Origin of the sequence: Terrabacter sp. NPDC080008 (assembly GCF_040702505.1) — a bacterium.
In the GTDB taxonomy this organism is placed as follows: domain Bacteria; phylum Actinomycetota; class Actinomycetes; order Actinomycetales; family Dermatophilaceae; genus Terrabacter.
This window is the reverse complement of record NZ_JBFBLC010000001.1, coordinates 505643-526023: the sequence shown is the minus strand read 5'-3', so window position 1 is coordinate 526023 and position 20381 is coordinate 505643. Positions and strand designations below refer to the sequence as shown.

Annotated in this window: 16 protein-coding genes; 9 read left to right on the top strand and 7 right to left on the bottom strand. The window is 72.2% G+C overall.

The window, feature by feature from the left end; translation table 11 throughout:
- The first annotated feature begins 321 nt into the window (after positions 1-321).
- Both AB0316_RS02460 and AB0316_RS02455 read left to right on the top strand, forming a co-directional pair.
- Positions 322-3186 (top strand): glucosidase, encoded by a 2865-nt coding sequence (locus AB0316_RS02460; RefSeq protein ID WP_366270155.1) that lies wholly within the window; start codon positions 322-324, stop codon positions 3184-3186.
- 2 nt (positions 3187-3188) lie between these two features.
- Positions 3189-3956 carry a glucose 1-dehydrogenase gene (locus tag AB0316_RS02455; protein WP_366270153.1) on the top strand — a complete coding sequence of 256 codons (768 nt, stop codon included), beginning with the start codon at positions 3189-3191 and terminating at the stop codon, positions 3954-3956.
- Between the two features lie 108 nt (positions 3957-4064).
- Here AB0316_RS02455 and AB0316_RS02450 read toward each other — a convergent pair whose 3' ends face one another.
- From AB0316_RS02450 to AB0316_RS02440, 3 genes are all read right to left on the bottom strand, one after another.
- Complete coding sequence (locus AB0316_RS02450; RefSeq protein ID WP_366270151.1) at positions 4065-4991, bottom strand: hypothetical protein; 927 nt, start codon at positions 4989-4991, stop codon at positions 4065-4067.
- A gap of 318 nt (positions 4992-5309) precedes the next feature.
- Complete coding sequence (locus tag AB0316_RS02445; RefSeq protein WP_366270149.1) at positions 5310-6311, bottom strand: cation diffusion facilitator family transporter; 1002 nt, start codon at positions 6309-6311, stop codon at positions 5310-5312.
- Positions 6312-6567: 256 nt separating this feature from the next.
- Positions 6568-6885: a hypothetical protein gene (locus tag AB0316_RS02440; protein ID WP_366270147.1), complete on the bottom strand. Its 318-nt coding sequence runs from the start codon at positions 6883-6885 to the stop codon at positions 6568-6570.
- On the opposite strand from AB0316_RS02440, the gene AB0316_RS02435 reads away from it, so the two are divergent.
- On the top strand, positions 6884-9076 hold the full coding sequence (locus AB0316_RS02435; RefSeq protein WP_366270146.1) for a fibronectin type III domain-containing protein: 2193 nt from the start codon (positions 6884-6886) through the stop codon (positions 9074-9076). The genes AB0316_RS02440 and AB0316_RS02435 overlap by 2 nt on opposite strands.
- A 95-nt stretch (positions 9077-9171) precedes the next feature.
- Here AB0316_RS02435 and AB0316_RS02430 read toward each other — a convergent pair whose 3' ends face one another.
- Complete coding sequence (locus AB0316_RS02430; RefSeq protein ID WP_366270144.1) at positions 9172-11508, bottom strand: TIM-barrel domain-containing protein; 2337 nt, start codon at positions 11506-11508, stop codon at positions 9172-9174.
- A 137-nt stretch (positions 11509-11645) separates the two neighbouring features.
- On the opposite strand from AB0316_RS02430, the gene AB0316_RS02425 reads away from it, so the two are divergent.
- Positions 11646-12062 carry a cupin domain-containing protein gene (locus AB0316_RS02425; protein ID WP_366270142.1) on the top strand — a complete coding sequence of 139 codons (417 nt, stop codon included), beginning with the start codon at positions 11646-11648 and terminating at the stop codon, positions 12060-12062.
- A gap of 24 nt (positions 12063-12086) precedes the next feature.
- Positions 12087-12476 carry an SRPBCC family protein gene (locus AB0316_RS02420; protein WP_366270140.1) on the top strand — a complete coding sequence of 130 codons (390 nt, stop codon included), beginning with the start codon at positions 12087-12089 and terminating at the stop codon, positions 12474-12476.
- Between the two features lie 12 nt (positions 12477-12488).
- Here the strand turns inward: AB0316_RS02420 and AB0316_RS02415 are convergent, their stop codons facing one another.
- Together AB0316_RS02415 and AB0316_RS02410 are read right to left on the bottom strand one after the other, a co-directional pair.
- A complete protein-coding gene (locus tag AB0316_RS02415) occupies positions 12489-13556 on the bottom strand; it encodes a hypothetical protein (protein ID WP_366270139.1) in 1068 nt (355 codons plus the stop codon).
- A gap of 1 nt (position 13557) precedes the next feature.
- On the bottom strand, positions 13558-13848 hold the full coding sequence (locus AB0316_RS02410; RefSeq protein ID WP_366270137.1) for a hypothetical protein: 291 nt from the start codon (positions 13846-13848) through the stop codon (positions 13558-13560).
- Between the two features lie 244 nt (positions 13849-14092).
- Between AB0316_RS02410 and AB0316_RS02405 the strand changes: the two genes are divergently transcribed.
- Both AB0316_RS02405 and AB0316_RS02400 read left to right on the top strand, forming a co-directional pair.
- A complete protein-coding gene (locus AB0316_RS02405) occupies positions 14093-14785 on the top strand; it encodes a hypothetical protein (protein ID WP_366270136.1) in 693 nt (230 codons plus the stop codon).
- A gap of 99 nt (positions 14786-14884) precedes the next feature.
- The gene (locus AB0316_RS02400; RefSeq protein WP_366270134.1) at positions 14885-16420 is read left to right on the top strand and encodes a S8 family serine peptidase; all 1536 of its coding nucleotides are present in this window, start codon (positions 14885-14887) and stop codon (positions 16418-16420) included.
- 117 nt (positions 16421-16537) lie between these two features.
- On the opposite strand, the gene AB0316_RS02395 is transcribed toward AB0316_RS02400, so the two are convergent.
- Positions 16538-17845 (bottom strand): MFS transporter, encoded by a 1308-nt coding sequence (locus AB0316_RS02395; protein ID WP_366270133.1) that lies wholly within the window; start codon positions 17843-17845, stop codon positions 16538-16540.
- A gap of 49 nt (positions 17846-17894) precedes the next feature.
- Here AB0316_RS02395 and AB0316_RS02390 point away from each other — a divergent pair, with 49 nt between their 5' ends.
- Complete coding sequence (locus AB0316_RS02390; protein ID WP_366270131.1) at positions 17895-18908, top strand: pirin family protein; 1014 nt, start codon at positions 17895-17897, stop codon at positions 18906-18908.
- A gap of 352 nt (positions 18909-19260) precedes the next feature.
- Complete coding sequence (locus AB0316_RS02385; protein WP_366270129.1) at positions 19261-20277, top strand: zinc-dependent alcohol dehydrogenase family protein; 1017 nt, start codon at positions 19261-19263, stop codon at positions 20275-20277.
- The last annotated feature ends 104 nt before the right edge of the window (positions 20278-20381 follow it).

The following is a 20381-nucleotide window of genomic DNA, read 5'->3' as shown; positions in this document are numbered from 1 at the left end:
AGCTTCTTGCGCTCCTCGTACTAACGCGGGCGACCGGGATGTTGAGCAGACCGAAGAACCACCGCTCGCCGAGGAGCGATGCGTGGTCGGTGCCAGGAACGCGACCTCACCGCCACCGTCACCGCCCTCGGCGTCACCTGGCACACCTGACCACCTCGCCCCACACCCCGCCACCACAGGCGGGGTCACGGGCATGTCCAAAGGCAGTGCGCAGCTCGCTGGGTCGTCCTCAGCCACGGGCGAGCCTGCGGCTGTCCATTCCCCCGCCCGGCTCGGGCAATGACTCAGGTTCTGACGGGTTTGCGTGGCTAGGGTGCCCCCATGGTGCACAGGGGCAGTGACGATGCGGCCGACACGGCGGAGCACCAGCGCCTCCGCGCCGCGCGCGATGGCCACGGCGACTGGCGGCTCTGGGGCCCCTACCTCCCCGCCCGGCAGTGGGGCACCGTCCGCGAGGACTACTCCGCCGACGGCGACGCCTGGGCCTACTTCCCCTTCGACCACGCCCACCTGCGCGCCTACCGCTGGGGCGAGGACGGCATCGCCGGCCTCAGCGACAGCCACGGTTTCCTGAACCTCGCCCTCGCCGCCTGGAACGGCAAGGACAAGCGGCTCAAGGAGCGCCTCTTCGGCCTGACGAACCCGCAGGGCAACCACGGCGAGGATGCCAAGGAGTACTGGTGGCACCTCGACGCCACCCCCACCCACTCCTACGCGCAGGCGCTCTACCGCTACCCGCAGGCCGCTTTCCCCTACACCGACCTGGTCGCGCAGAACGCGGCCCGCGGCCGCGACCAGCCGGAGTACGAGCTGGCCGACACCGGCGTCCTCGACTGCGACCGCTTCTTCGACATCACCGTGACGCACGCCAAGGCCGCCCCCGACGACATCTGCGTCGAGATCACCGCCACCAACCACGGCCCCGACCCGGCGCCCCTGCACCTGGTCCCGCAGCTGTGGTTCCGCAGCACCTGGGCGTGGGGCCGCGACGACCGCACACCCTCGATCCGTCTCCTCGGCGACGCGGCAACCAGCCCCGGCGACAACGCCGCGGGCGCCGCACCGCACGGACCGGTCCTCGAGGCGGCCCATGCCTTCCTCGGCACCCTCCGGCTCCACGTCGACGACCCCGAGGCGCGCGCCCTCTTCTGCGACAACGAGACCGACGACGTCGCGCTCTACGGCTCCCCTGCGAGCCGCACTCCTTGGCCCAAGGACGGCATAGACCGCGCCGTCGTCCACGGCGACACCTCGGGCCTCAACCCCGCCCACACGGGCACCAAGGCCGCGATCGTCCGCTCCTGGGACGCCGTCGCCCCGGGCGCCTCGGTCCGGCTCCGCCTGCGGCTCCGCGGGGCGGCCCACGTCCACGACCCGTTCGGCACCGACGCGAGCACCGCCAAGAGCAACGACCCGAGCACCCGCCCGAGCACCCGCCCGAGCCCCGACACGAGCACCGATGCGAGCGCCGACACGAGCGCCGCCAGCACGACCGGCTTCGACGCCGTCGTTGCCACTCGCCGGGCCGAGGCGGACGAGTTCTACGCCGCCGTCATCCCCGCGAGCGCCGACGCCACCGACCACCACATCGCGCGCCGCGCCTTCGCCGGGCTGCTCTGGGGCCGCAAGCACTACCGCTACTCGGTCCGCGAGTGGCTCGAGGGCGACCCCGGCCAGCCCCCACCGCCGCCGAGCCGCACGGCACCCGGCGCCCGCAACACCGCCTGGCGCAGCCTCGCCCTCGCCGACGTCATCTCGATGCCGGACGAGTGGGAGTACCCGTGGTTCGCCACGTGGGACCTCGCCTTCCACTGCGTCACGCTCGCCCACGTCGACCCCGACTTCGCCAAGGAGCAGCTGCTCCTGCTCACCCGCGAATGGGCACAGGGCCCCGACGGCGCGCTCCCGGCATACGAGTGGGCCTTCGGCGACGTCAACCCGCCCGTCCACGCGTGGGCGGCGTGGCAGGTCTACGTCATCGACGGCGCGCACGACCACGCCTTCCTCGTGCGCGTCCTCGACAAGCTGCTCCTCAACTACGCGTGGTGGCAGAACCGCAAGGACCCCGACGGCACCAACCTGTATGCCGGGGGCTTCCTCGGGATGGACAACATCGGCCTCTTCGACCGCTCCCGCGACGTGCCGGCGGGCTGGCGGCTCGAGCAGTCCGACTCGACCGCGTGGATGGCGTTCTACAGCCTCTCGATGATGCGCATCGCGCTCGAGCTGGCACGGCACGACGACGCGTACGGCGACCTCGTCACCACCTTCCTCGAGCGCTTCTGCGGCATCGCCGACGCGATGGGCAGCTTCGGCAGCATGGGCGTCTCGCTGTGGGACGACGCCGACTGCTTCTTCTACGACGTGCTCGTCAGCGACGCCGGCGAGACCGTCCCGCTGCGGCTGCGCTCGCTCGTCGGGCTGCTGCCGCTGCTCGCCGTCGACCTCATGCCGAAGTGGGCGACCAAGGCCTTGCCCGAGCTCGACACGCACCTGGCGTGGCTGCAGGCCAACCGGCCCGAGCTGATGGCCGCGATCGCCGGCACCGCGAAGCATCCGGACGTGCACCGGATGCTGCGGCTCGTCGACCCGCAGCGCCTGACCCGCCTGCTCGACGTCATGCTCGACGAGTCGCAGCTGCTCTCGCCGCACGGCATCCGGTCGCTGTCCGCGGCCTACCGCGACGGGTTCACCGAGCAGGTCGGCGGCCGCGAGCTCACCATCCGCTACGACCCCGGCGAGTCGAGCACCGGCCTCTTCGGCGGCAACTCCAACTGGCGCGGCCCCGTCTGGCTGCCCGTCAACGTGCTGCTCATCAGCGCCCTGCGCCGGCACGCCGCCGGCCTCGGCGACACGGTCACCGTCGAGCTGCCCCGCGGGTCCGGGCGCCGAGCCACCCTCGCCGAGGTGGCCGACGAGCTGCAGCGCCGCCTCGTCACGCTCTTCCGCCCAACACCGGGCACTCCCGACGGGCCGCCGCCGAGCCACCCCCGCGACCAGGGCACCGGGCCGCTGTGGACACAGCACCCGACCTTCAGCGAGTACTTCGACGGCGACACCGGCCGCGGCCTCGGCGCCTCGCACCAGACCGGCTGGACCGCGCTCGTCGCCCACCTCATCTGCTCACCCGACGGGCGGCTCCACGCGCCGCCGCCCCCACCAGCCCACCCATCGAAGGAGAACTGACCATGCTGCTCAGGGACAGGGTCGTCGTCGTCACCGGCGGCAACAGCGGCATCGGCGCCGCGATCTGCGACGTCGCCGGCGCCGAGGGCGCCAAGGTCGTCGTCGACTACGTCGTGCACCCCCAGGACGCGCAGGCCGTCGACGACGAGGTCACCCGCGAGGGCTCCGAGGCGATCAGCGTCGACGCCGACGTCAGCAAGGTCGAGGACCTGCACCGCCTCGTGGAGGCGGCGGTCACGGCATACGGCCGCATCGACGTGTGGATCAACAACGCCGGCATCGAGACGCGCACGTCGCTGCTCGACACCGACGAGGACGCCTACGACCGGGTGCTCGCGATCAACCTCAAGAGCGCGTTCTTCGGCAGCCAGCTCGCCGCGAAGCAGTTCATCGCCCAAGGCAGCGGCGGGGTCATCGTCAACGTCAGCTCCGTGCACGAGGACTGGCCGATGCCCGGCAACACCCCCTACTGCGTCAGCAAGGGCGGCATGCGGATGCTGACCCGCACCGCCGGCGTCGAGCTCGGCCCGCACGGCATCCGCGTCGTCGGCGTCGGCCCGGGCGCGGTCGACACCCCGATCAACGCGACGACGACCGCCGACCCCACGAAGCTGCGCGCCCTCGACGCCGCGATCCCGCTGGCCCGGCTCGCCACCCCCGAGGAGATCGCGAACACCGTCGTCTTCCTCGCCTCCGACCGCTCCGGCTACGCGACGGCCACGACCGTCTTCGTCGACGGCGGCATCATGCAGGGCTCCGTCGGCCTCTAGGCGAAATATCCGCCTCGTTCGCCGCTATAGGAGCGCGGTGGCCAGCTGCCCGCTTGGCTTGTGTGCGAGGGCGAAGATCATCGCGTGCACCGCAGCTTCACTGGCTCATCAGGCGCAGCCGTCGATGTTCTCCTGGGTCATCGACCAGTGCCACTGCCCGTTCTCCTGGTACATGTGCGCGGTCACCGGCACCTTCGCGCCCTGCAGCGACACCTGGATGGTGACCTTCGTCGAAGGCAGCGACGCCTTGGTTCCGGGGATGACGTCCGCGCCGCCGTCGGTGACCGACAGGACCTTCACCCACTTGAACGTGGGCGTCGCCGTCTTGGATCGGCATGAGACGTACGCGCGCTTGGACACGATCGCCTTCTGCGCGCTCACGAGCGTCTCGTACTGCCCGGCCCAGTCCTTGGCGTTGAACTGCTGCACCCACGTCTTGAACGCGGCCTCGGCCGACCCGCTCGCGTTGGCGTCCGCCGTGCTGGTCGCTGTGGTGGCACCGGCGGCCGGCACGCCCTCGCCGTCCCAGCTCGGATCCGGCCCGACGTAGGCGCTGCAGGCCGCCGGCTTGCCCGAGACGAGGATGCCGGCGTCGACCTTGACCTTTCCGGACGCGGGCACGAGGTCTGGGTAGGACATGCCGCCACCGACGATGTCGCCTGCCTTGCTGGTGCACACGATCTCGATTCGGGGCGACTTCAGCGCCACGGTGAGCGGGTTCGTGAGCTCGAAGGAGGCGACGCTCTGGCCATACTCGTCCTTGCCGACCTTCACGGGGCTCGTAGGCGCGACCGGGAACGGCTTGTCGCTGAAGGTGCCGTTCGCCTCCACGTCCAGCGACGCCTCGACCTTGGCAGCCTTCTGCCCCGGCTCCAGGCTCACCTGGGTGCCGAGCGCGTGGTCAGCACCCGGCCGGTAGAACGACTCGACCTGCGATTCCGTCTTCAGCAGCACGCCCTTGGCGTCCAGCACGTTGAAGCTGACCGTGACGGCCTGCCCGACGTACGTGCTGTTGTTGTGCACCACTGCGGCCACCCACACGTGCTGGTCACGCTGGCCGAACCCGCTCGCCTTGATCGTCCCGAGCTCCTTGGGGGCAGACGACGTGGCAGAAGGCTGGGTTGAGGCAGAGACAGCGGTGCTCGAAGGCCCCGAAGTCGGCGTTGATTCGCCTCCACAGGCGGACAGAGCTAAGACTGAAACGGCGCAGGCGAAAGCGGCACGGCGCATGTGGGAGACCCCCGGGGAAGCGTGAGTTGTTCGGCGAGCGAGCACAGGCTAGCGGCCGGGCGAGACGATGATGAGGAGGGGCAGCCTCCCGAGACCGGCCGGACCGGCAGCCGCCCGCGCAGCTCAGCGACCCGCGAGGCGAGCCGGCGCCGGACCGTCCGGCTCGAGCGTCGGCGCGTCCGTCTTCGACAGGGTGATCATCGCCAGCTCGACGAGCTCGTGCTGCTCGATGCGGTGGCCGAGGGCGGCGAGCCGGTTGGCGACCGTCGTCTCCGAGTCGTCGCCGGTCAGATCGACTGCGGCGACGAGGAAGACGCGCCCCGGCCCGACGAACTCGAGGTGCAGGAACGTCACCCGCTCCACCTCGCCGCTGCCCTGCAGGTCGTCGTACGCCTGCCGCCACAGCTCCGGTCGCACGCTCTGCCCGACGAGGAAGTCACGGTTGCGGCCGATGAGGAAGATCGCGACGACCCCGAGCAGCAGCCCGACGAGGATCGACCCGATCGCGTCGAAGACCGCGTTGCCCGTCACCTGGTGCAGGAAGATGCCGAGCCCCGCGATGACTAGGCCGACGAGCGCGGCCGCGTCCTCGGCGAAGACGGCCCGCAGCGTCGGGTTCGAGGTGTTGGCGACGAAGCGCAGCGGGTGCAGCCCGCGTCGGCGGGCCTCGGCCCGGGTCTGCCGCGACGCCTGGAAGAACGACGCGCCCTCGAGCACGAAGGCGATGGCCAGCACGGCATATGCCCAGAAGTACGACGTCTCCGGCTCCTCGTGCCCGAGCGCCGTGATGCCGTGCCACACCGAGACGACGGCGCCCGCACCGAAGAGCCCGAACGCCGCGAACATCGACCACACGTACGCCTCGCGGCCGTAGCCGAACGGGTGCGAGGCATCCCGCGGCTTGCCGGCGCGGCGCTCGGCGATGAGCAGGAAGATCTCGTTGCCCGAGTCCGCCCACGAGTGCGCGGCCTCCGCCACCATCGACGCCGAGCCCGTGATGACCGCGACGATCGACTTCGCGAGCGCGATGAGCGCGTTGGCGACCAGCGCGACGATGACGGTGACGAGGCTCTCGCCTCCCTGCTGACCCTGCTCGCCCTGCTCGTTCTTCGCCGTGTCAGCCATGCGCGCCAGTCTTCCGCTCGGGGGTCACCCGCTCAAGAGACGCTCGAGGGGCACCCCACGGCATACCCGAAGAGGGCGTATGCCGTGCGCTGGCCTCCCAGCCCACACCCAGTCGAAATACATGAAACCTAGCGAAGGCGAAACCGGCATGCATATGGGCGCCCGGGTCTACGCTCAGCCCCGCCGGCATGGCGCCGGCAGCCGTCCGACAGGGGCATCTCGTGGCTGCGCAGACCCGTCATCGCCGTTTCACCCCTCACGTCGTCGCCGGGGTCACCGCCGCCCTCACCGCCCTGGCGCTGCTCGGTGCCGGCTCGTCGAGCGCCGCGACAACACCGACGTCCGACCCGACTGCCACTGCCACTGTGACGGGAACGCCGACCGACACGTCGACGCCGACCGAGACGTCGACCGACACCGCAACGCCGGACCCGACGACCAGCACGCCGGACCCGACGACCAGCTCGCCGACGAGTACGCCGACCATTAGCGGGTACCTCGCCTGGACGGGCGTCAGTCCCAGCACGGTCTGGGTCACCTTGACCTGGAAGGCCGCCGGCATCTCGACCTTCATGGTCCGACGCGACGACGGCAGCGGCACACCGACGCCGACCGGCGGCACGCTGGTCTACGCCGGCACGGACCTGCGCGCCGTCGACACCGACGTGGCGCCGTGGACGACCTACCGCTACACCCTCTGGGGCGACGACGGCGCGGGCGGCTACCTCCCGCCCCGGTCGCTGCGCACCACCACCGGGGTCCAGGTCGTTGCGGGCCTGGCCGTCAAGGCGACCAGCTCCTCGACCGCCCTGGTCAGCTGGCAGAGCCCGACCGATCCCGGCGTCGCTGCGGTCGTCGTCACCCGCACGGACCCGAGAGGCGCCACCCACTCGATCTACACCGGCACCGACTCGAGCGTCACCGACACCGGTCTCGTCCCCGGCGAGGGCTACTCCTACACCGTCGTCGCCCAGGACGCGTCGGGCCGGCGCGGCCCCGTGAGCTCTGGCGTCGGCGTCACCACGCACCGCACCTGGACGACGACCGTCGTCAGCCCGTATGCCGGGTGGCCCGGAGCGATGGCCTGCGCCACGAGCACGTGGTGCATGGCGGTCGACAACATGGGCTCCTACCAGGTGATGTCCGGATCGACCTGGTCCAAGGCGGTGCACGCGTTCGCCGCCTCGCCGGACCCGGAGTCCGAAGCCGTCGTCTGGTCGCTGACGTGCCCCACCGCGGGCCGGTGCCTCGCGATCCACGGTGCGAGCATCGTCGAGTTCGTGAACGGCGCCTGGCGGCCGGCTCGCGCACCCTCCTCCGGGTGGACCTCGGTCGACTGCCCCTCGGCGACGTACTGCCTCGCGATCCGCCGCGACGGCTGGTCGACGACTCGGGTCGGCACGACCTGGAGCACACCGGTGCGCATCGGGAGCCTGCGCGGGGTGCAGTGGAACGACGTCGCGTGCCAGGCGGCCGGACGCTGCTTCGCCATCGCCACCAGCACCACCACCGAGAGCAACTGGCGCGGCACCCTGCTGGGCTCTGCCTGGCACACGGGCTACCTCGGTGACATGCAGCAGGGCAACCCGTTCAGCATCTCGTGCTCGACGACGACCTGCCTCGCCCTGGGCGAACGGGGCGCGCGTGTGACGGTCGCCGGGACGACGTGGTCCTCCCGTTTGATGGTCCCGACCCCGGTCGGCAACGACACGAGCCAGGTCTCGTGCGGCTCGGCGACGTTGTGCATGGCCGTGAACTGGAACGACGTCCAGCGGTGGTCGGGCAGCGCGGTCGTCGAGCGCTCTCGCCTCAGCGCCGGCATCGGCCGGATGCGGGCCGTCTCGTGCCCGCGCACGGGTGGCGCCTGCTTCGCCGTCGACGACCGCGGCCGGTTCTACAGATGGACGTCGACCAGCCACTGGCGCTTCGTGACGACCTACGACCAGACGACCGGCGGCGTCGGCCGCATCGGTTGCCGCACGGCCACCGCGTGCTACTTCGTGGACCGCAACGGCTGGCTCCTCGCGTGGAACGGCACCGCGTGGAGGCGCTGGGGGAAGTACTTCAGCCAGCCGGCCATCGTGGAGTGCTCCGGCGCCGGTTTCTGCCTCGCCGTCGACACCGTCAACAAGGACTACCGGGTCTGGGCCAACGGCTCGTGGGGAGCCCTCAAGAGCATGCCGCTGCTGGCCCAGGACGTGTCGTGCGCGAGCCCCACCCTGTGCCTCGCCGTCGACGACCAGGGCCGCGCGTCTCGCTTCACCGGCACCGGCTGGGCGACGCCCGTGGCCGCCCTTCCCGACAGCTACGGCACCGGCCCGCGCGTCTCCTGCGCCCCGGGCGGGCCGTGCATGCTCCTGTCCTCCGACGGCACCTACCGCCGCTACGTCGGCAGCTCCCTGACCTCGACCCAGCGCCTGCCGACGGGCTTCCCCGCCGCCGGCGCCCTGCTCTCCTGCGGCGCCCCGTCCATGTGCATCGCCGTCGTCGACGCCGGCAACTGGGCGCAGTGGAACGGCTCCACCTGGACCGCCCACCCCGTGGACTTCTCGGCGTACCGGATCGGCAACATCTCGTGCCTCACGGCCGGGTACTGCCTGGCCACGCACGCCTACTCCAACGACTACAGCACGCCCACCTGGATCCGGGGGAAGTGGTCCGACGGCGACAGCTACGCCCCGGACGGCATGCCCTCCGCCCCCGAGTGCCCCACCCTGGGCACCTGCTTCATCGGCGGAGCGACCACCGTCTCCCGCTCGAGCTGAGCTGGAGACGAGGGGGTCGTATGCCGTCCGCCCCCTCCCAGCCCATGCCGCGCCGGGCGCCCTGACCGTCCAAGGCAGCCCGCGCGGTCGCGCTCTCAGGCGGGCTGGTGGCGGACGACGTCGAAGCGGGTGCGGGCGTGGCCGGCATACCCGGGCCCGGTGGTCTCGTGCTCGACGGACACCTCGCCGTCCGCGCGGGTGACGACGACGGTCGTGGTGAGGCGCTCGGGCTCGACGGCGGGCTCGTGCGCCGCGGTGAGGCCGTCGTCCTCGACGAGCCGCGACTCCCAGCGGCCGTCGACGACCGGGTCGAAGACGTGCAGCTCGATGGCCTCGGGGCGGTAGCCGTCGGTCGAGGCGGGCACCTCGGTCCACATCGGGATCGCGGCGCCGGCGCGGGCGAAGAGCGGGATGTGCTCGCGTGGCGTCTCGACGGTGATGCGCTGGCCGCCGGGGTGCAGCTCGCCGGTGTACCAGTCGTACCAGTCGCCGGCGGGGAGGTAGACCGAACGCGAGGTCATGCCGGCCTCGGTGACCGGCGCGACGAGCAGGTCGCGGCCGAAGAGGTACTGGTCGTCGACGTCGACGACGTTCGGGTCGTCCTGGTAGTCGAGGACGAGCGGTCGCTGCACTGGCTCACCGGTCTCGGCCGCCCGGACGAACGCGGAGTAGAGGTAGGGCATGAGCCGGTAGCGCAGCCGGACCGCCTCGCGGGTCAGGTCGTGGATCTCGGGGCCGAACGACCACGGGTACTGGTCGATGTTGCCGGTCTCGGAGTGGTTGCGGCAGAACGGGGTCAGCACCCCCATCTGGAACCAGCGCAGGAACAGCTCCGGGTTCGTGTCGCCCTGGAAGCCGCCGATGTCGGCGCCGACGAACGGCTGGCCCGACAGGCCGAAGCCGCACGCCATCGGCATGCTGACCCAAAGGTGGTCCCAGCGGGCCTGGTTGTCGCCCATCCAGTTCGCCGCGTAGCGCTGGATCCCGGCGAACCCGGCGCGGGAGAGGATGAAGGTGCGGTCGTTCGGGCGGGCGGCGCGCAGGCCCTCGATCGTGCCCATGGCCATGAGCAGCGCGTACTGGTTGTGGTAGCGCTCGTGCGACGCGGTGCCCTTGTCGAAGAGCATCCGCTCCGGTGGGATCTCGCCGGTCGCCGGCTCGTTCATGTCGTTCCAGATGCCGGCCAGGCCCGACTCGACGTGCTTGGCGTTGAGGTCGCCCCACCAGGCGCGGGCCTCGGGCGTCGCGAAGTCGGGGAAGGCGGTGTTGCCCGGCCAGACCTGCCCGATGTAGGTGTCGCCGCCCTCGGTGCGGCAGAAGACGTCCTTGGCCAGGCCGTCGTCGTAGACCGCGTAGCCGGGGTCGTGCTTGACGCCCGGGTCGACGATCGAGATGGTGCGGAAGCCCTGGTTGGCCAGGCCCTTGAGCATGCCGGCCGGGTCGGGGTAGCGCTCGGAGTCCCACGTGAAGACGCGGTAGCCGTCCATGTAGTCGATGTCGAGCCAGATCGCGTCGCAGGGGAACTCGTCGTCGCGGTAGCGCTGGGCGATGACCTCGACGTCCTTCTGCGTGTACGCGTGCCAGCGGCAGTGGTGGAAGCCGAGCGACCAGATCGGCGGGAGCGAGGCTCGGCCGGTCAGCCAGGTGTAGCGCTCGAGGATCGTCGCCATCGAGGGCCCGGCGAAGACGTACTCGGTCCACTGGCCGCCGTGGAAGGAGACGCGGTACTCGTCGTCGGCGCTGAACTCGTAGGAGCCGCGGTAGCCGTTGTCGACGAACGAGCCCATCGCCGCCCCGGTCTCGGCGTCGCGGCGGTAGAAGAACGGGATGGAGACGTAGTACGGGTCGAACTCGGTGCTCGTCATGTCGGCGCGCGGGTCGTCCGGGTCGAGGCCGGCGCGGAACTCGGCCGTCGAGTGGCCGTTGAGGACGTCGGTGTTCCACAGGGTGAAGTCGCGACCGCGCCGGTTGTGCCGGCCGCCCTTCTCGCCGAGGCCGTAGACGGCGTCGTCGCGGCCGATCCGGCGGCGGGTCGTCCAGGCGTCGTTGAGGGTGGCGTAGGTCCAGTAGCGGCCCTCGGCGTCGGGCGCGGACTCGAGGACGACCGACCCGTCGGTGCGGTGCACGTCGACGCGGAACGGGTCGAGCCACAGCGTCACGACCAGCTCGTCCGTGCTGAGCTTCCACGCGCCGTCGGACTCGGCCGCCTGCCACGCCACCGCCTCGCCACCGTCGGCGCCGAGCGGGTCGACGCACACGGCATACGTCGGCTGCTCCTCGAACGCTCCCCCGCGACTCAGCTGGAGGCGCACGACGTCGGGGCGCACGGGCTCCACCCGCAGCAGCTCGCCGTGCAGGCGCGCGAGCAGACCGCGCTCGGTCTGCTCGACGGAGTCGACGTGCTCGAAACGGATGAAGTGGTCGGTCCTCATGCGCCCACCCTGCCAAAGCGCACCGCCCCTGACGACCCTCGCCCCACCCGGCGAGCACCCCCCTCCACGTCGAGTGGGCACTTTGCGACATCGAGAGGCCACTTCCGCACGGCTGTCGGTGGGGATTGGATGGGGTCATGACCCCGCAGCCCGACCAGCCCACCACCGCGGCGCAGCCGTGCACCGTCGTGCCGGGCGATGCGCTCAGCCCGGCCGACCCGACGCCGGGGATGAGCCGGCAGGTGGCGCTGCAGACCGAGACGATGTGGTCGGGCACCGTCGACACCGAGGCCGGCGCCGTCTCCGGGTGGCACCACCACGGCGACCACGACACGACGCTCTACGTCGTCTCGGGGCGGATGCGGCTCGAGTCCGGTCCCGGCGGGTCGGTTGTCGCCGAGGCCGGGCCGGGTGACTTCCTCCGCGTGCCGGCCGGGGCCGTCCACCGCGAGTCGAACCCGGGCGACGACACGTCACGCGCGGTCATCGTGCGCTGCGGGTCGGGCACCGCGACCGTCAACGTCGACGGGCCGGCGCCCGCCGACGGGGCCTGAGCGGCCGGGCGGGGCTGGGCAACCATGCGGTCGTCGATCACGGTCACCGGGGACGCCGAGCCGGCGATCGCGTGGAGCCGCTACGAGAACCTCTCGCTGTGGCCGACGTGGTCGCCGCAGATCTCCGACGTCATCGCCGCCACCCCGACGCTCTCGACCGGGCTGACCGGGCTCGTCGTCGGTCCGCTCGGGGTGCGGGTGCCCTTCGAGGTGCTCGACGTCGACGCCGAGGCGATGGAGTGGCGTTGGCACGTGCGGTACGGCCCGGTGCAGGCCACGCTCGAGCACACCGTGCGATCGGCGCCCGGCGGCTGCGCGACCGGGCTCGTCATCGACGGGCCGGCGCTGGTGGTGCTCGGCTACCGGCCGCTGGCCCAGCTCGCGCTTGGGCGCCTCGTGCGCCGTGACCTCTAGCGGCTCAGCCCCTCAGTCCGTGGCGCCCTCGAGCAGCCCGTCGAGCTCGTGGTCCTCGAGCGCGTCGGCGCACGCCCGCACGACGGCGTCGACGACCGGGTCGGGATCGAGCGCCACGAGGTCGTGCGCCGGACCGTCGAAGCGCACGGGCCGCGTCGCCGCGGCGAGCAGCAGCGGCACCGGGTCCGCCATGACGGGCCGGAGGGTGACGTCCTCGCGGGTGATGGTGCCGACGTAGACCGGCTCGAGCCTTTTCCCGTCCCCGGCGGCGCGGACGACGAGCAGGTGGACGTCGTCGGCCGTGACGGCGACGCTGATGACGCGGCGCACCGTGGTAAGGCCGAACGAGGCGATCGCGCTGAGGTACAAGGCATTCCGCTCTGCCTGCGTGCGGGGGTGCAGCATGCCGCGACCGCTCGACGAGGCGCCGGGACCGCGCTCGGCGACGAGGTCGAGTCCGGGGAAGCGCGCCACGACCGTGACGAAGGCGCGCGACGTGCCGCCGTTCCAGCCGGCGTCGACGCAGGTGCAGCAGGGCTCTTCGGCAGCGAACACCGCCTCGAGCTCGGCAATGACCGCGCTCCGGTCGTGGCCGGAGAGCGCGTTCCACCGGTCGTCCACCGCGGCGGCCCGGTGCTGGGCGATGACGGCGTGCGCCACGTCCAGGGTGCGCACGAAGTGGTCCGCCTCGGTCTCGGCGACAGCCCGCGTCTTGGCACGTGCCGCCCGCTTGAACACGGAGATCTTGGGTTGTGCCGAGCGAAGGGCCTTGCGCTGCAGCATGGCCCGTTCCTTGGCGGGCAGCGCGGTCTGGCCTGGCGGATCGGGCCGCCGGCGCAGCGGGTGGTTCTCCAGGTGCAGCGACGTGAGCGCCTCCTCGACGTCACGCAGCGCCTGCACGTCCCCGGCGTCCTGGGCTGTGCGAGCGCGGTGCTCGAGGTCTGCGAGTCGTGCCGGCGCGCGGCGGCCCTCCTCGGCTCGCGCATCCACGCCGTCTGTTCCCTCGCCGAGGGCGGCGCGCAGGCCGGACGCCGAGGAGCGGAGCCGCACCTCGGGCGCGACCCTCAGCGGGAGGTCCATGTCAGGCTTCCGCCCGGCCGGCCGAGGTCAGCAGCCCGTCCAGCTCCCACTCGCCGCCCGCGGCTTCCCGCTCGGGGCCGGCCGGCGCGGCCACCGTGGCCTTCGCCGCCGCGCCGCGAGCTCGCAGGCTCGCCAGCCAGCTGCCCCGGTCGGTGCCGTATGCGTGCACGCCCGTCGCGGGAGCGGTCGCCTCGTGCTCGACGACGGTCCAGAACTCCCAGCCCCGCGGCGGCGTGGGCCAGGCGGGGTCCGGCATCCAGTCGTCGTGCGGCGCCCAGGCGTCAGGAGGCACGGGCCATCCCGGAGGAGTGTTGAAGCGAACCGCCATGTCTACCCCGATCGACCGCAGGCCGGCAGCCGGCCAGAGCACAGCTGATGCCTCCCCAACCTAGGGCCACATCGGGTCGAAGTCTTCCAAATGGACAAAAACGACAGCCTGCCCGAGCCGCGACCGGGCCGACACTCAGGGACGGTTCGGGGCCCGGTGGGGGTCGACCCCGATGGGCAGCGCACTCGCGCCCGGCCACGCTGGTGGCATGACGACGAGCACCGTGTCTCCACCCCGGGCCGCGACCACCGCGACGGCCGCAGCCGCCCGAGCGAGCGGGACCGGCCGGGCAGGCGCGACGGACGTCCTCGACCGTGTGCCGCTGCTGGCGCTGCTCACCCCGCTCGTGCTCTTCGGGCACGGGATCGTCGCCTGGGTCGACGGCCTGGACCAGCTCGACCAGCTGCGCCGACCGGGCACGCTCGACGACCTCGGTCCTCTCGGAGGGCTCGTCAACGCTCGCGAGCAGGGGGCGCTGACGGTAGCGGCCGGCATACTCCTCGTCGTGGCGGTCGGCGGGTTCGCCTGGCTGACAATGGCTTTGGGCCGGCAGCTGCGTCACCTCCCGGTGGCGACGCCGGCCGCGCTGCTCGCGTCCTTCGGTGCCGGCGCGACCGCGGCCGTCTCGCTCGGCCACGTCTCCGGGCTGCTCGGGTCGGCCCTGCCGCCGGCCCTGACCTGGGGTGGCCCGGTGCTGACCGCGGCCGGGCTCGGCCTCGTGCTCACCGCGCTGACGGTCGAGGGTCGCCTGCCCGTCGGGTCGCTCGCGCTCGCCGGGCTCGCCGGAGTCGTCCTCGCCGTGCCGTGGGGACTCCTTCCGCTGGGGTCGCTGCTCCTGCTCATCGCCCTCGGCCCGCTGACGCGCGCGCCGGAGCCGTCCGCAGAACTTGCCAAATCTTGAACATCCGAGGCCTGTGAAACTCGCCGGTAGCCCCCGAGGATGAGCCCTGTCACCCGACCCAGGGCGGCGAATCATCCCTCACTCCATGGGAGCTCACACATGCCACACCCCCTGACCCGGCGCGGCGCGGTCGCCGTCGCGTCGATCGCCCTGGCCTCCTCGGCCGCCTTCGGCGGATTCGCCACCGCCGCGCACGCTGCACCGCTCGCCGAGCCGGCCTCCACGCCGGTCACCATCAACACCCCCGACGGCCAGCTCATGAGCTACGTCGTCAACGCGCGCATCGCCAGCCCCGGCCAGACGCGCCTCGTCGAGAACGCCGTCAAGGCCGCCGGCGGCGTCGTCGTGCAGTCGTGGCCGCAAATCGGCGTCGTCATCGCCCACTCGAAGGTCTCGACCTTCCGCACCGACGTCGTCACCAAGGGCGGCAACGCGGTCCAGTCCGTCGGCGCGAGCCGCACCGTCGCCGTCTCCGAGGGCACGCCCGAGGCCGCCGGCGCCTCCTGGGGACGCGGCGCGTCCGGCTACAAGCAGGGCGCCAAGAAGCCCTTCAACGGCGACGTCGAGTCCGACCCCACGCCTGCAGCGACCACCGACCCCCGCGAGGGCGAGCAGTGGGACCTCAAGATGATCAAGGCCGACCAGGCCCACAAGATCACCGACGGCTCGCGCAACGTCCTCGTCGGCGTGCTCGACAGCGGCATCGACGCCGACCACCCCGACCTCGTGGCCAACCTCGACGTCGCCAACTCGGTCAACTGCACCGACGCGGGCCGCCCGTCCACAACCGGCTGGGAGCCCACGACGAGCGACCACGGCACCCACGTCGCCGGCACGATCGCCGCGGCCCGCAACGGCGTCGGCATCGTCGGCGTCGCCCCGAACGTGCGCCTCGCCTCGGTCAAGGTCGTCAACGACGCCGGCTTCATCTACCCGGAGTACGCCGTGTGCGGCTTCGTCGAGGCCGGCCTCAAGCACATGGACGTGACGAACAACAGCTACTACGTCGACCCGTTCGAGTTCTGGTGCGACGACCAGCCCGACCAGCTGGCCGCCAAGGAGGCCGTCCGCCGCGCCGTCGAGTGGTCGACGAAGCAGGGTGTCGTCCACGCCGCCGCTGCCGGCAACTCGGCGCACGACCTGGCTGACAAGTCGTCGTTCAAGGACACGACGAGCCCCGACGACCAGCCGTCCTCGGGCTTCGTGACCCGCACGCTCAACAGCGGCTGCGAGGACATCCCGGCCGAGCTCGACGGCGTCGTCACCGTGTCGTCGATGCAGCGCTTCCCGGCCGGCACGATGGACAGCCGCCTGTCGTCGTTCAGCAACCGCGGCCTCGGCAAGATCGACGTCGCCGCCCCCGGCTCCTCGATCCTCTCGACGGTGGTCGCGAACAACGGCTACGGCACCAAGAGCGGCACCTCGATGGCCTCGCCGCACGTCGCCGGTGTGCTCGCCCTGATGAAGTCGGTGCACCCGACGTGGACGCCCGCGCAGATGATCGAGAAGCTGCGTGAGCAGGCCGACGACAAGGCCTGCGGCACCACCACCGCCGGGCCGGCCTGCGTCGGACCGGTCGAGGACAACAGCTACTTCGGTGAGGGTGTCGTCGACGCCCTCGACGCCGTGAGCTGACCCGGCCCCACCCCTGCTTCACCCACCGAACGCGGTGTTCGGTCTCGAACTCAGTGTTAGAACACGGTTTTCGAGACCGAACGCCGCGTTCGCGCGTGTCAGGCGGGCTCTCGGGTGTCAGGCGGGTCGGTGGTGCAGGGTGTGGACGGTCCGGACGAGCAGCGCCAGCGCGACGACCTGGCTCACCGCCACGACGACGACCAGCGCCGGCAGCGACCGGTCGTAGAGCCACCCGGCGACGACGCCACCCACGATCGCGAACGCTCCCTGCACCCCCGCGAAGACGCCGTATGCCGTCGCGCGCCTCGGTGCCTCCACGACCTCCGCGACCAGCGCCTTCACCGTCGAGTCCTGCACGCCGTAGGCCAGGCCCCACACCGCTACCCCGACGAGCGCAACCCACACGGTGCCCGACAGGGCGAGCGGGGGCACGAGCGCGACGAGCACCGGCACGGCATACAGCACGGCGCCGCCGCGGCGGTCGTAGACCAGGCCCACCCCGAGGGCGGCGAGCGCCTCGACACCCATCGCGCCGGCATACACGACGGGCACGGCCGCGACGGGGACGAGGCGGTCGACGGTCAGGTGGTAGCCGAGGATCCCGAACGTGACGAGCCCACCGGTCGTGAGCCCGGCCGCCAGCGCGTAGCCGAAGAACTCGCGCGGCAGGCCCGACCCGACCGCGTCGGCGAACCAGCCGCGCAGCCCGCGACGCGCCGGAACGCCCGGCGCCGCAACGGTCTCCGAGGCGGCCGTAGCGGCGGAGGTGCCGTCGTAGACGGACGGGTCAGGCACACGCGAGCGGATGACGAAGAGCAGCAGCATCGCCACTGCCCCGGGGATCGCGAGGACCGCCATGCCGGGCCAGATCACCCCGGACGCAGCGGCGACGACGGCTGCCACCAGCAGCGGCCCACTGAGCGCGCCGACCTGGTCGAGCGCCTTGTGCAGCCCGAAGCCGCGGCCCCGCCCGACCGCCGTCGCGACGTGGGCGAGCAGCGCCGACTTCGACGGGCTGCGCACCGCCTTGCCCGAGCGCTCGAGGAGGATGAGGACGGCGGCGAGGACGAGGCCGGCCCCGCCGACGAAGGGCGTGACGGCCAGCAGCGGCACGCAGACCGCAGTGAGCCCGTAGCCGGCGATCGTCAGGCCCCAGTAGCGGCCGGTCCGGTCGGCGAGCGGCCCGAAGACGAGGCGCAGCACGAGCGCCATCGCCTCGCCCGCGCCGGTGACGAGGCCGACGACGAGGGCGCTGGCGCCGAGGGAGGCGAGCAGCGGCCCGTACATCGAGCGGGCGCCCTCGTAGACCATGTCGGCGGCGAGGCTGACGAAGCCGAACCACCACACGACGCGCCAGGCCGACCAGCGCCGGGTCGTCGACGCGGCGGCAGCAGCAGTGGCGTCGGTGGCGGCAGGCTCGGTCATGGGCGCAACGTAGCAACCGCACCTGCATGCCTGGGCCTAGCCTGAAACCGTGAGCAATCCCGACCGCCACCCCATCGAGGTCGTCTGCGGGGCCGACGCCCCCGAGCCGGCCGAGCACCAGCACACCGTCACCGTCCTGCCCTACCGCGAGGTGCCGCTCGGTGGCCCGCGCGCGATGCCGGTCCGGCGCAGCCTGCCGCAGCGCGAGCGCTCGCTCATCGGCGCGTGGTGCTTCGTCGACCACTACGGCCCCGACGACGTGTCGCAGACCGGCGGCATGGTCGTCCCCGGTCACCCGCACACCGGCCTGCAGACGGTGTCGTGGCTCTTCTCCGGGGAGGTCGAGCACCGCGACACGACCGGCGCCCACGCCTTCGTCCACCCGGGCGAGCTCAACATCATGACCGCCGGCTCGGGCATCGCCCACTCGGAGTACTCGACGCCCGAGACGACCGTCCTGCACGGCGCGCAGCTGTGGGTGGCCCTCCCGGAGAGCGACCGCTTCACCGCCCCTGGCTTCGAGCACTACGCGCCGCCGGTCACCGAGGTCGACGGCGCCCGCGTGCTCGTCTTCCTCGGCACGCTCTTCGGCCAGACGTCGCCGGTGACGATGTTCTCCGACCTCGTGGGTGCCGAGGTCACGCTGCAACCCGGCGCCTCGCTGACGATCGCCCTCGACGCTGCCCACGAGCACGGACTGCTCTGCGACACCGGCACGCTCACCGTCGGCGGCGCGACTGCCAAGCCCGGCGAGATCCTCTTCCAGCCCACCGGAGCCGACCGCATCACCGTCGAGGCCGGTCACGACGAGCCGGCGCGCTTCCTCATCCTCGGCGGCACGCCGTTCGGCGAGCAGATCGTCATGTGGTGGAACTTCATCGGCCGCAGCCACGACGAGGTCGTCGGCTTCCGCGCCGACTGGCAGCGCGAGCGCGCGGCACGCGAGCAGGGGTCGTATGCCGCCGCCCCGCCCGACGCGCGCTACGGCACCTTCCCCGAGGCCTGGGACCACACCCTCCCCGCCCCCGAGCTCCCCAACCTCCACCTCCGCCCCCGCGGCTGACCGACGCAAACTGCCCACTCGACTGGCTGAAGTCCCCCAAACCGTCGAGTGGGCACTTTGCGACACCTGTCCACAGGCAGGGGGCCAGGTTCCTGTGGACAACTCGCAGCAAAGTGCCCACTCGACGCGGGGGTTCGAGCGGGAGCGGGGCGTGGGGGTGGGAGCGGCATCGGCGGCGGCCCACGGCATACGAAAGCGAGCGTTGGGCGAGGACGGCCGCCGACGCTCCACGCCGCGAGCGCCGCCTCGCCCCGCGAGCGCGACCCAGCCACCGCGAGCCAGCCATCGCGCCCCAGCCCAGCGCGAGCAAGCGCCCCTCCAGCGAAGGGGCCCGGTGGGTAAGGATTGGGTCATGCGCGCGACGACGATCCATGCCCCTGGCGACATCCGCCTCTCCGAGGTCCCCGACCCGACGATCGAGGAGCCGACCGACGCCATCGTGCGCGTCGTCGCCGGCTGCATCTGCGGCTCGGACCTGTGGCCCTACCGCGGCGCCAACCCGATCACCGCCGGCTCGACCATCGGCCACGAGGCGGTCGGCGTCGTCGAGGAGGTCGGCTCCGAGGTCAGCCACTTCTCCCAGGGCGACTTCGTCGTCATCCCGTTCGTCCACTGCGACAACACCTGCCCGCACTGCCGCGCCGGCATGACGTCGGTGTGCGAGCACCAGGGCTGGACCGAGAGCGGCCAGGCCGAGCTCGTCCGGGTCGACCAGGCCGACGGCAGCCTCGTCAAGACCGACGGCATGCCCGACGACGCCCTCATCCCGTCGTTGCTGACCCTCGCCGACGTCATGGCGACCGGCTGGCACGCCGCCGTCTCCTCGCGCGTGAGCCCCGGCGGCACCGCCGTCGTCATCGGCGACGGCGCCGTCGGCCTGTGCGGCGTCATCGCCGCCAAGGAGCTCGGCGCCGAGCGCATCGTCGCCATGTCGCGCCACGAGCCCCGCCAGAAGCTCGCCCGCGAGTTCGGCGCCACCGACACCGTGGCCGAGCGCGACGACGCCGGCGTCGAGGCCATCCTCGAGCTGACCGACGGCATCGGCGCCGACTCGGTGCTCGAGTGCGTCGGCACCGACCAGTCGATGAAGACCGCCTTCCGCATCGCCCGTCCGGGCTCGAGCGTCGGCTTCGTCGGCGCGCCGCACGGCGTCGAGCTGCCCGTGCGGCAGATGTTCGTCCGCAACGTCGGCCTCGCCGGCGGCATGGCGCCGGTCCGCACCTACCTGCCCGACCTGCTCGAGCGCGTCCTCGACGGCCGCATCAACCCCGGCAAGGTCTTCGACCTGACGCTCCCGCTCGACGAGGTCGCCGAGGGCTACAAGGCCATGGACGAGCGCCGCGCCATCAAGGTGCTGCTCCGCCCCTGACCATCGCGGGGCCCAACGGCCACCAACGGGTATGCCGTGTTTGAACCGGCGCTGCCCTGCTGGCCTTCTCGCTCGGCTCCTCGGTCGACGAGCTGGTCGACCAG

Bases quoted from the DNA above. Each gene is read 5' to 3' on its own strand.
- AB0316_RS02455 (WP_366270153.1), top strand. From the start codon at position 3,189: ATGCTGCTCAGGGACAGGGTCGTCGTCGTCACCGGCGGCAACAGCGGC.
- AB0316_RS02395 (WP_366270133.1), bottom strand. From the start codon at position 17,845: ATGACCGAGCCTGCCGCCACCGACGCCACTGCTGCTGCCGCCGCGTCG.
- AB0316_RS02405 (WP_366270136.1), top strand. From the start codon at position 14,093: ATGACGACGAGCACCGTGTCTCCACCCCGGGCCGCGACCACCGCGACG.
- AB0316_RS02385 (WP_366270129.1), top strand. From the start codon at position 19,261: ATGCGCGCGACGACGATCCATGCCCCTGGCGACATCCGCCTCTCCGAG.
- AB0316_RS02445 (WP_366270149.1), bottom strand. From the start codon at position 6,311: ATGGCTGACACGGCGAAGAACGAGCAGGGCGAGCAGGGTCAGCAGGGA.
- AB0316_RS02460 (WP_366270155.1), top strand. From the start codon at position 322: ATGGTGCACAGGGGCAGTGACGATGCGGCCGACACGGCGGAGCACCAG.
- AB0316_RS02430 (WP_366270144.1), bottom strand. From the start codon at position 11,508: ATGAGGACCGACCACTTCATCCGTTTCGAGCACGTCGACTCCGTCGAG.
- AB0316_RS02440 (WP_366270147.1), bottom strand. From the start codon at position 6,885: ATGAAGGTCGAGATGCCGGCGGCCTTCCAGGTCAAGGTGACCCAGACC.
- AB0316_RS02415 (WP_366270139.1), bottom strand. From the start codon at position 13,556: ATGGACCTCCCGCTGAGGGTCGCGCCCGAGGTGCGGCTCCGCTCCTCG.
- AB0316_RS02420 (WP_366270140.1), top strand. From the start codon at position 12,087: ATGCGGTCGTCGATCACGGTCACCGGGGACGCCGAGCCGGCGATCGCG.
- AB0316_RS02400 (WP_366270134.1), top strand. From the start codon at position 14,885: ATGCCACACCCCCTGACCCGGCGCGGCGCGGTCGCCGTCGCGTCGATC.
- AB0316_RS02435 (WP_366270146.1), top strand. From the start codon at position 6,884: ATGGTCCGACGCGACGACGGCAGCGGCACACCGACGCCGACCGGCGGC.
- AB0316_RS02425 (WP_366270142.1), top strand. From the start codon at position 11,646: ATGACCCCGCAGCCCGACCAGCCCACCACCGCGGCGCAGCCGTGCACC.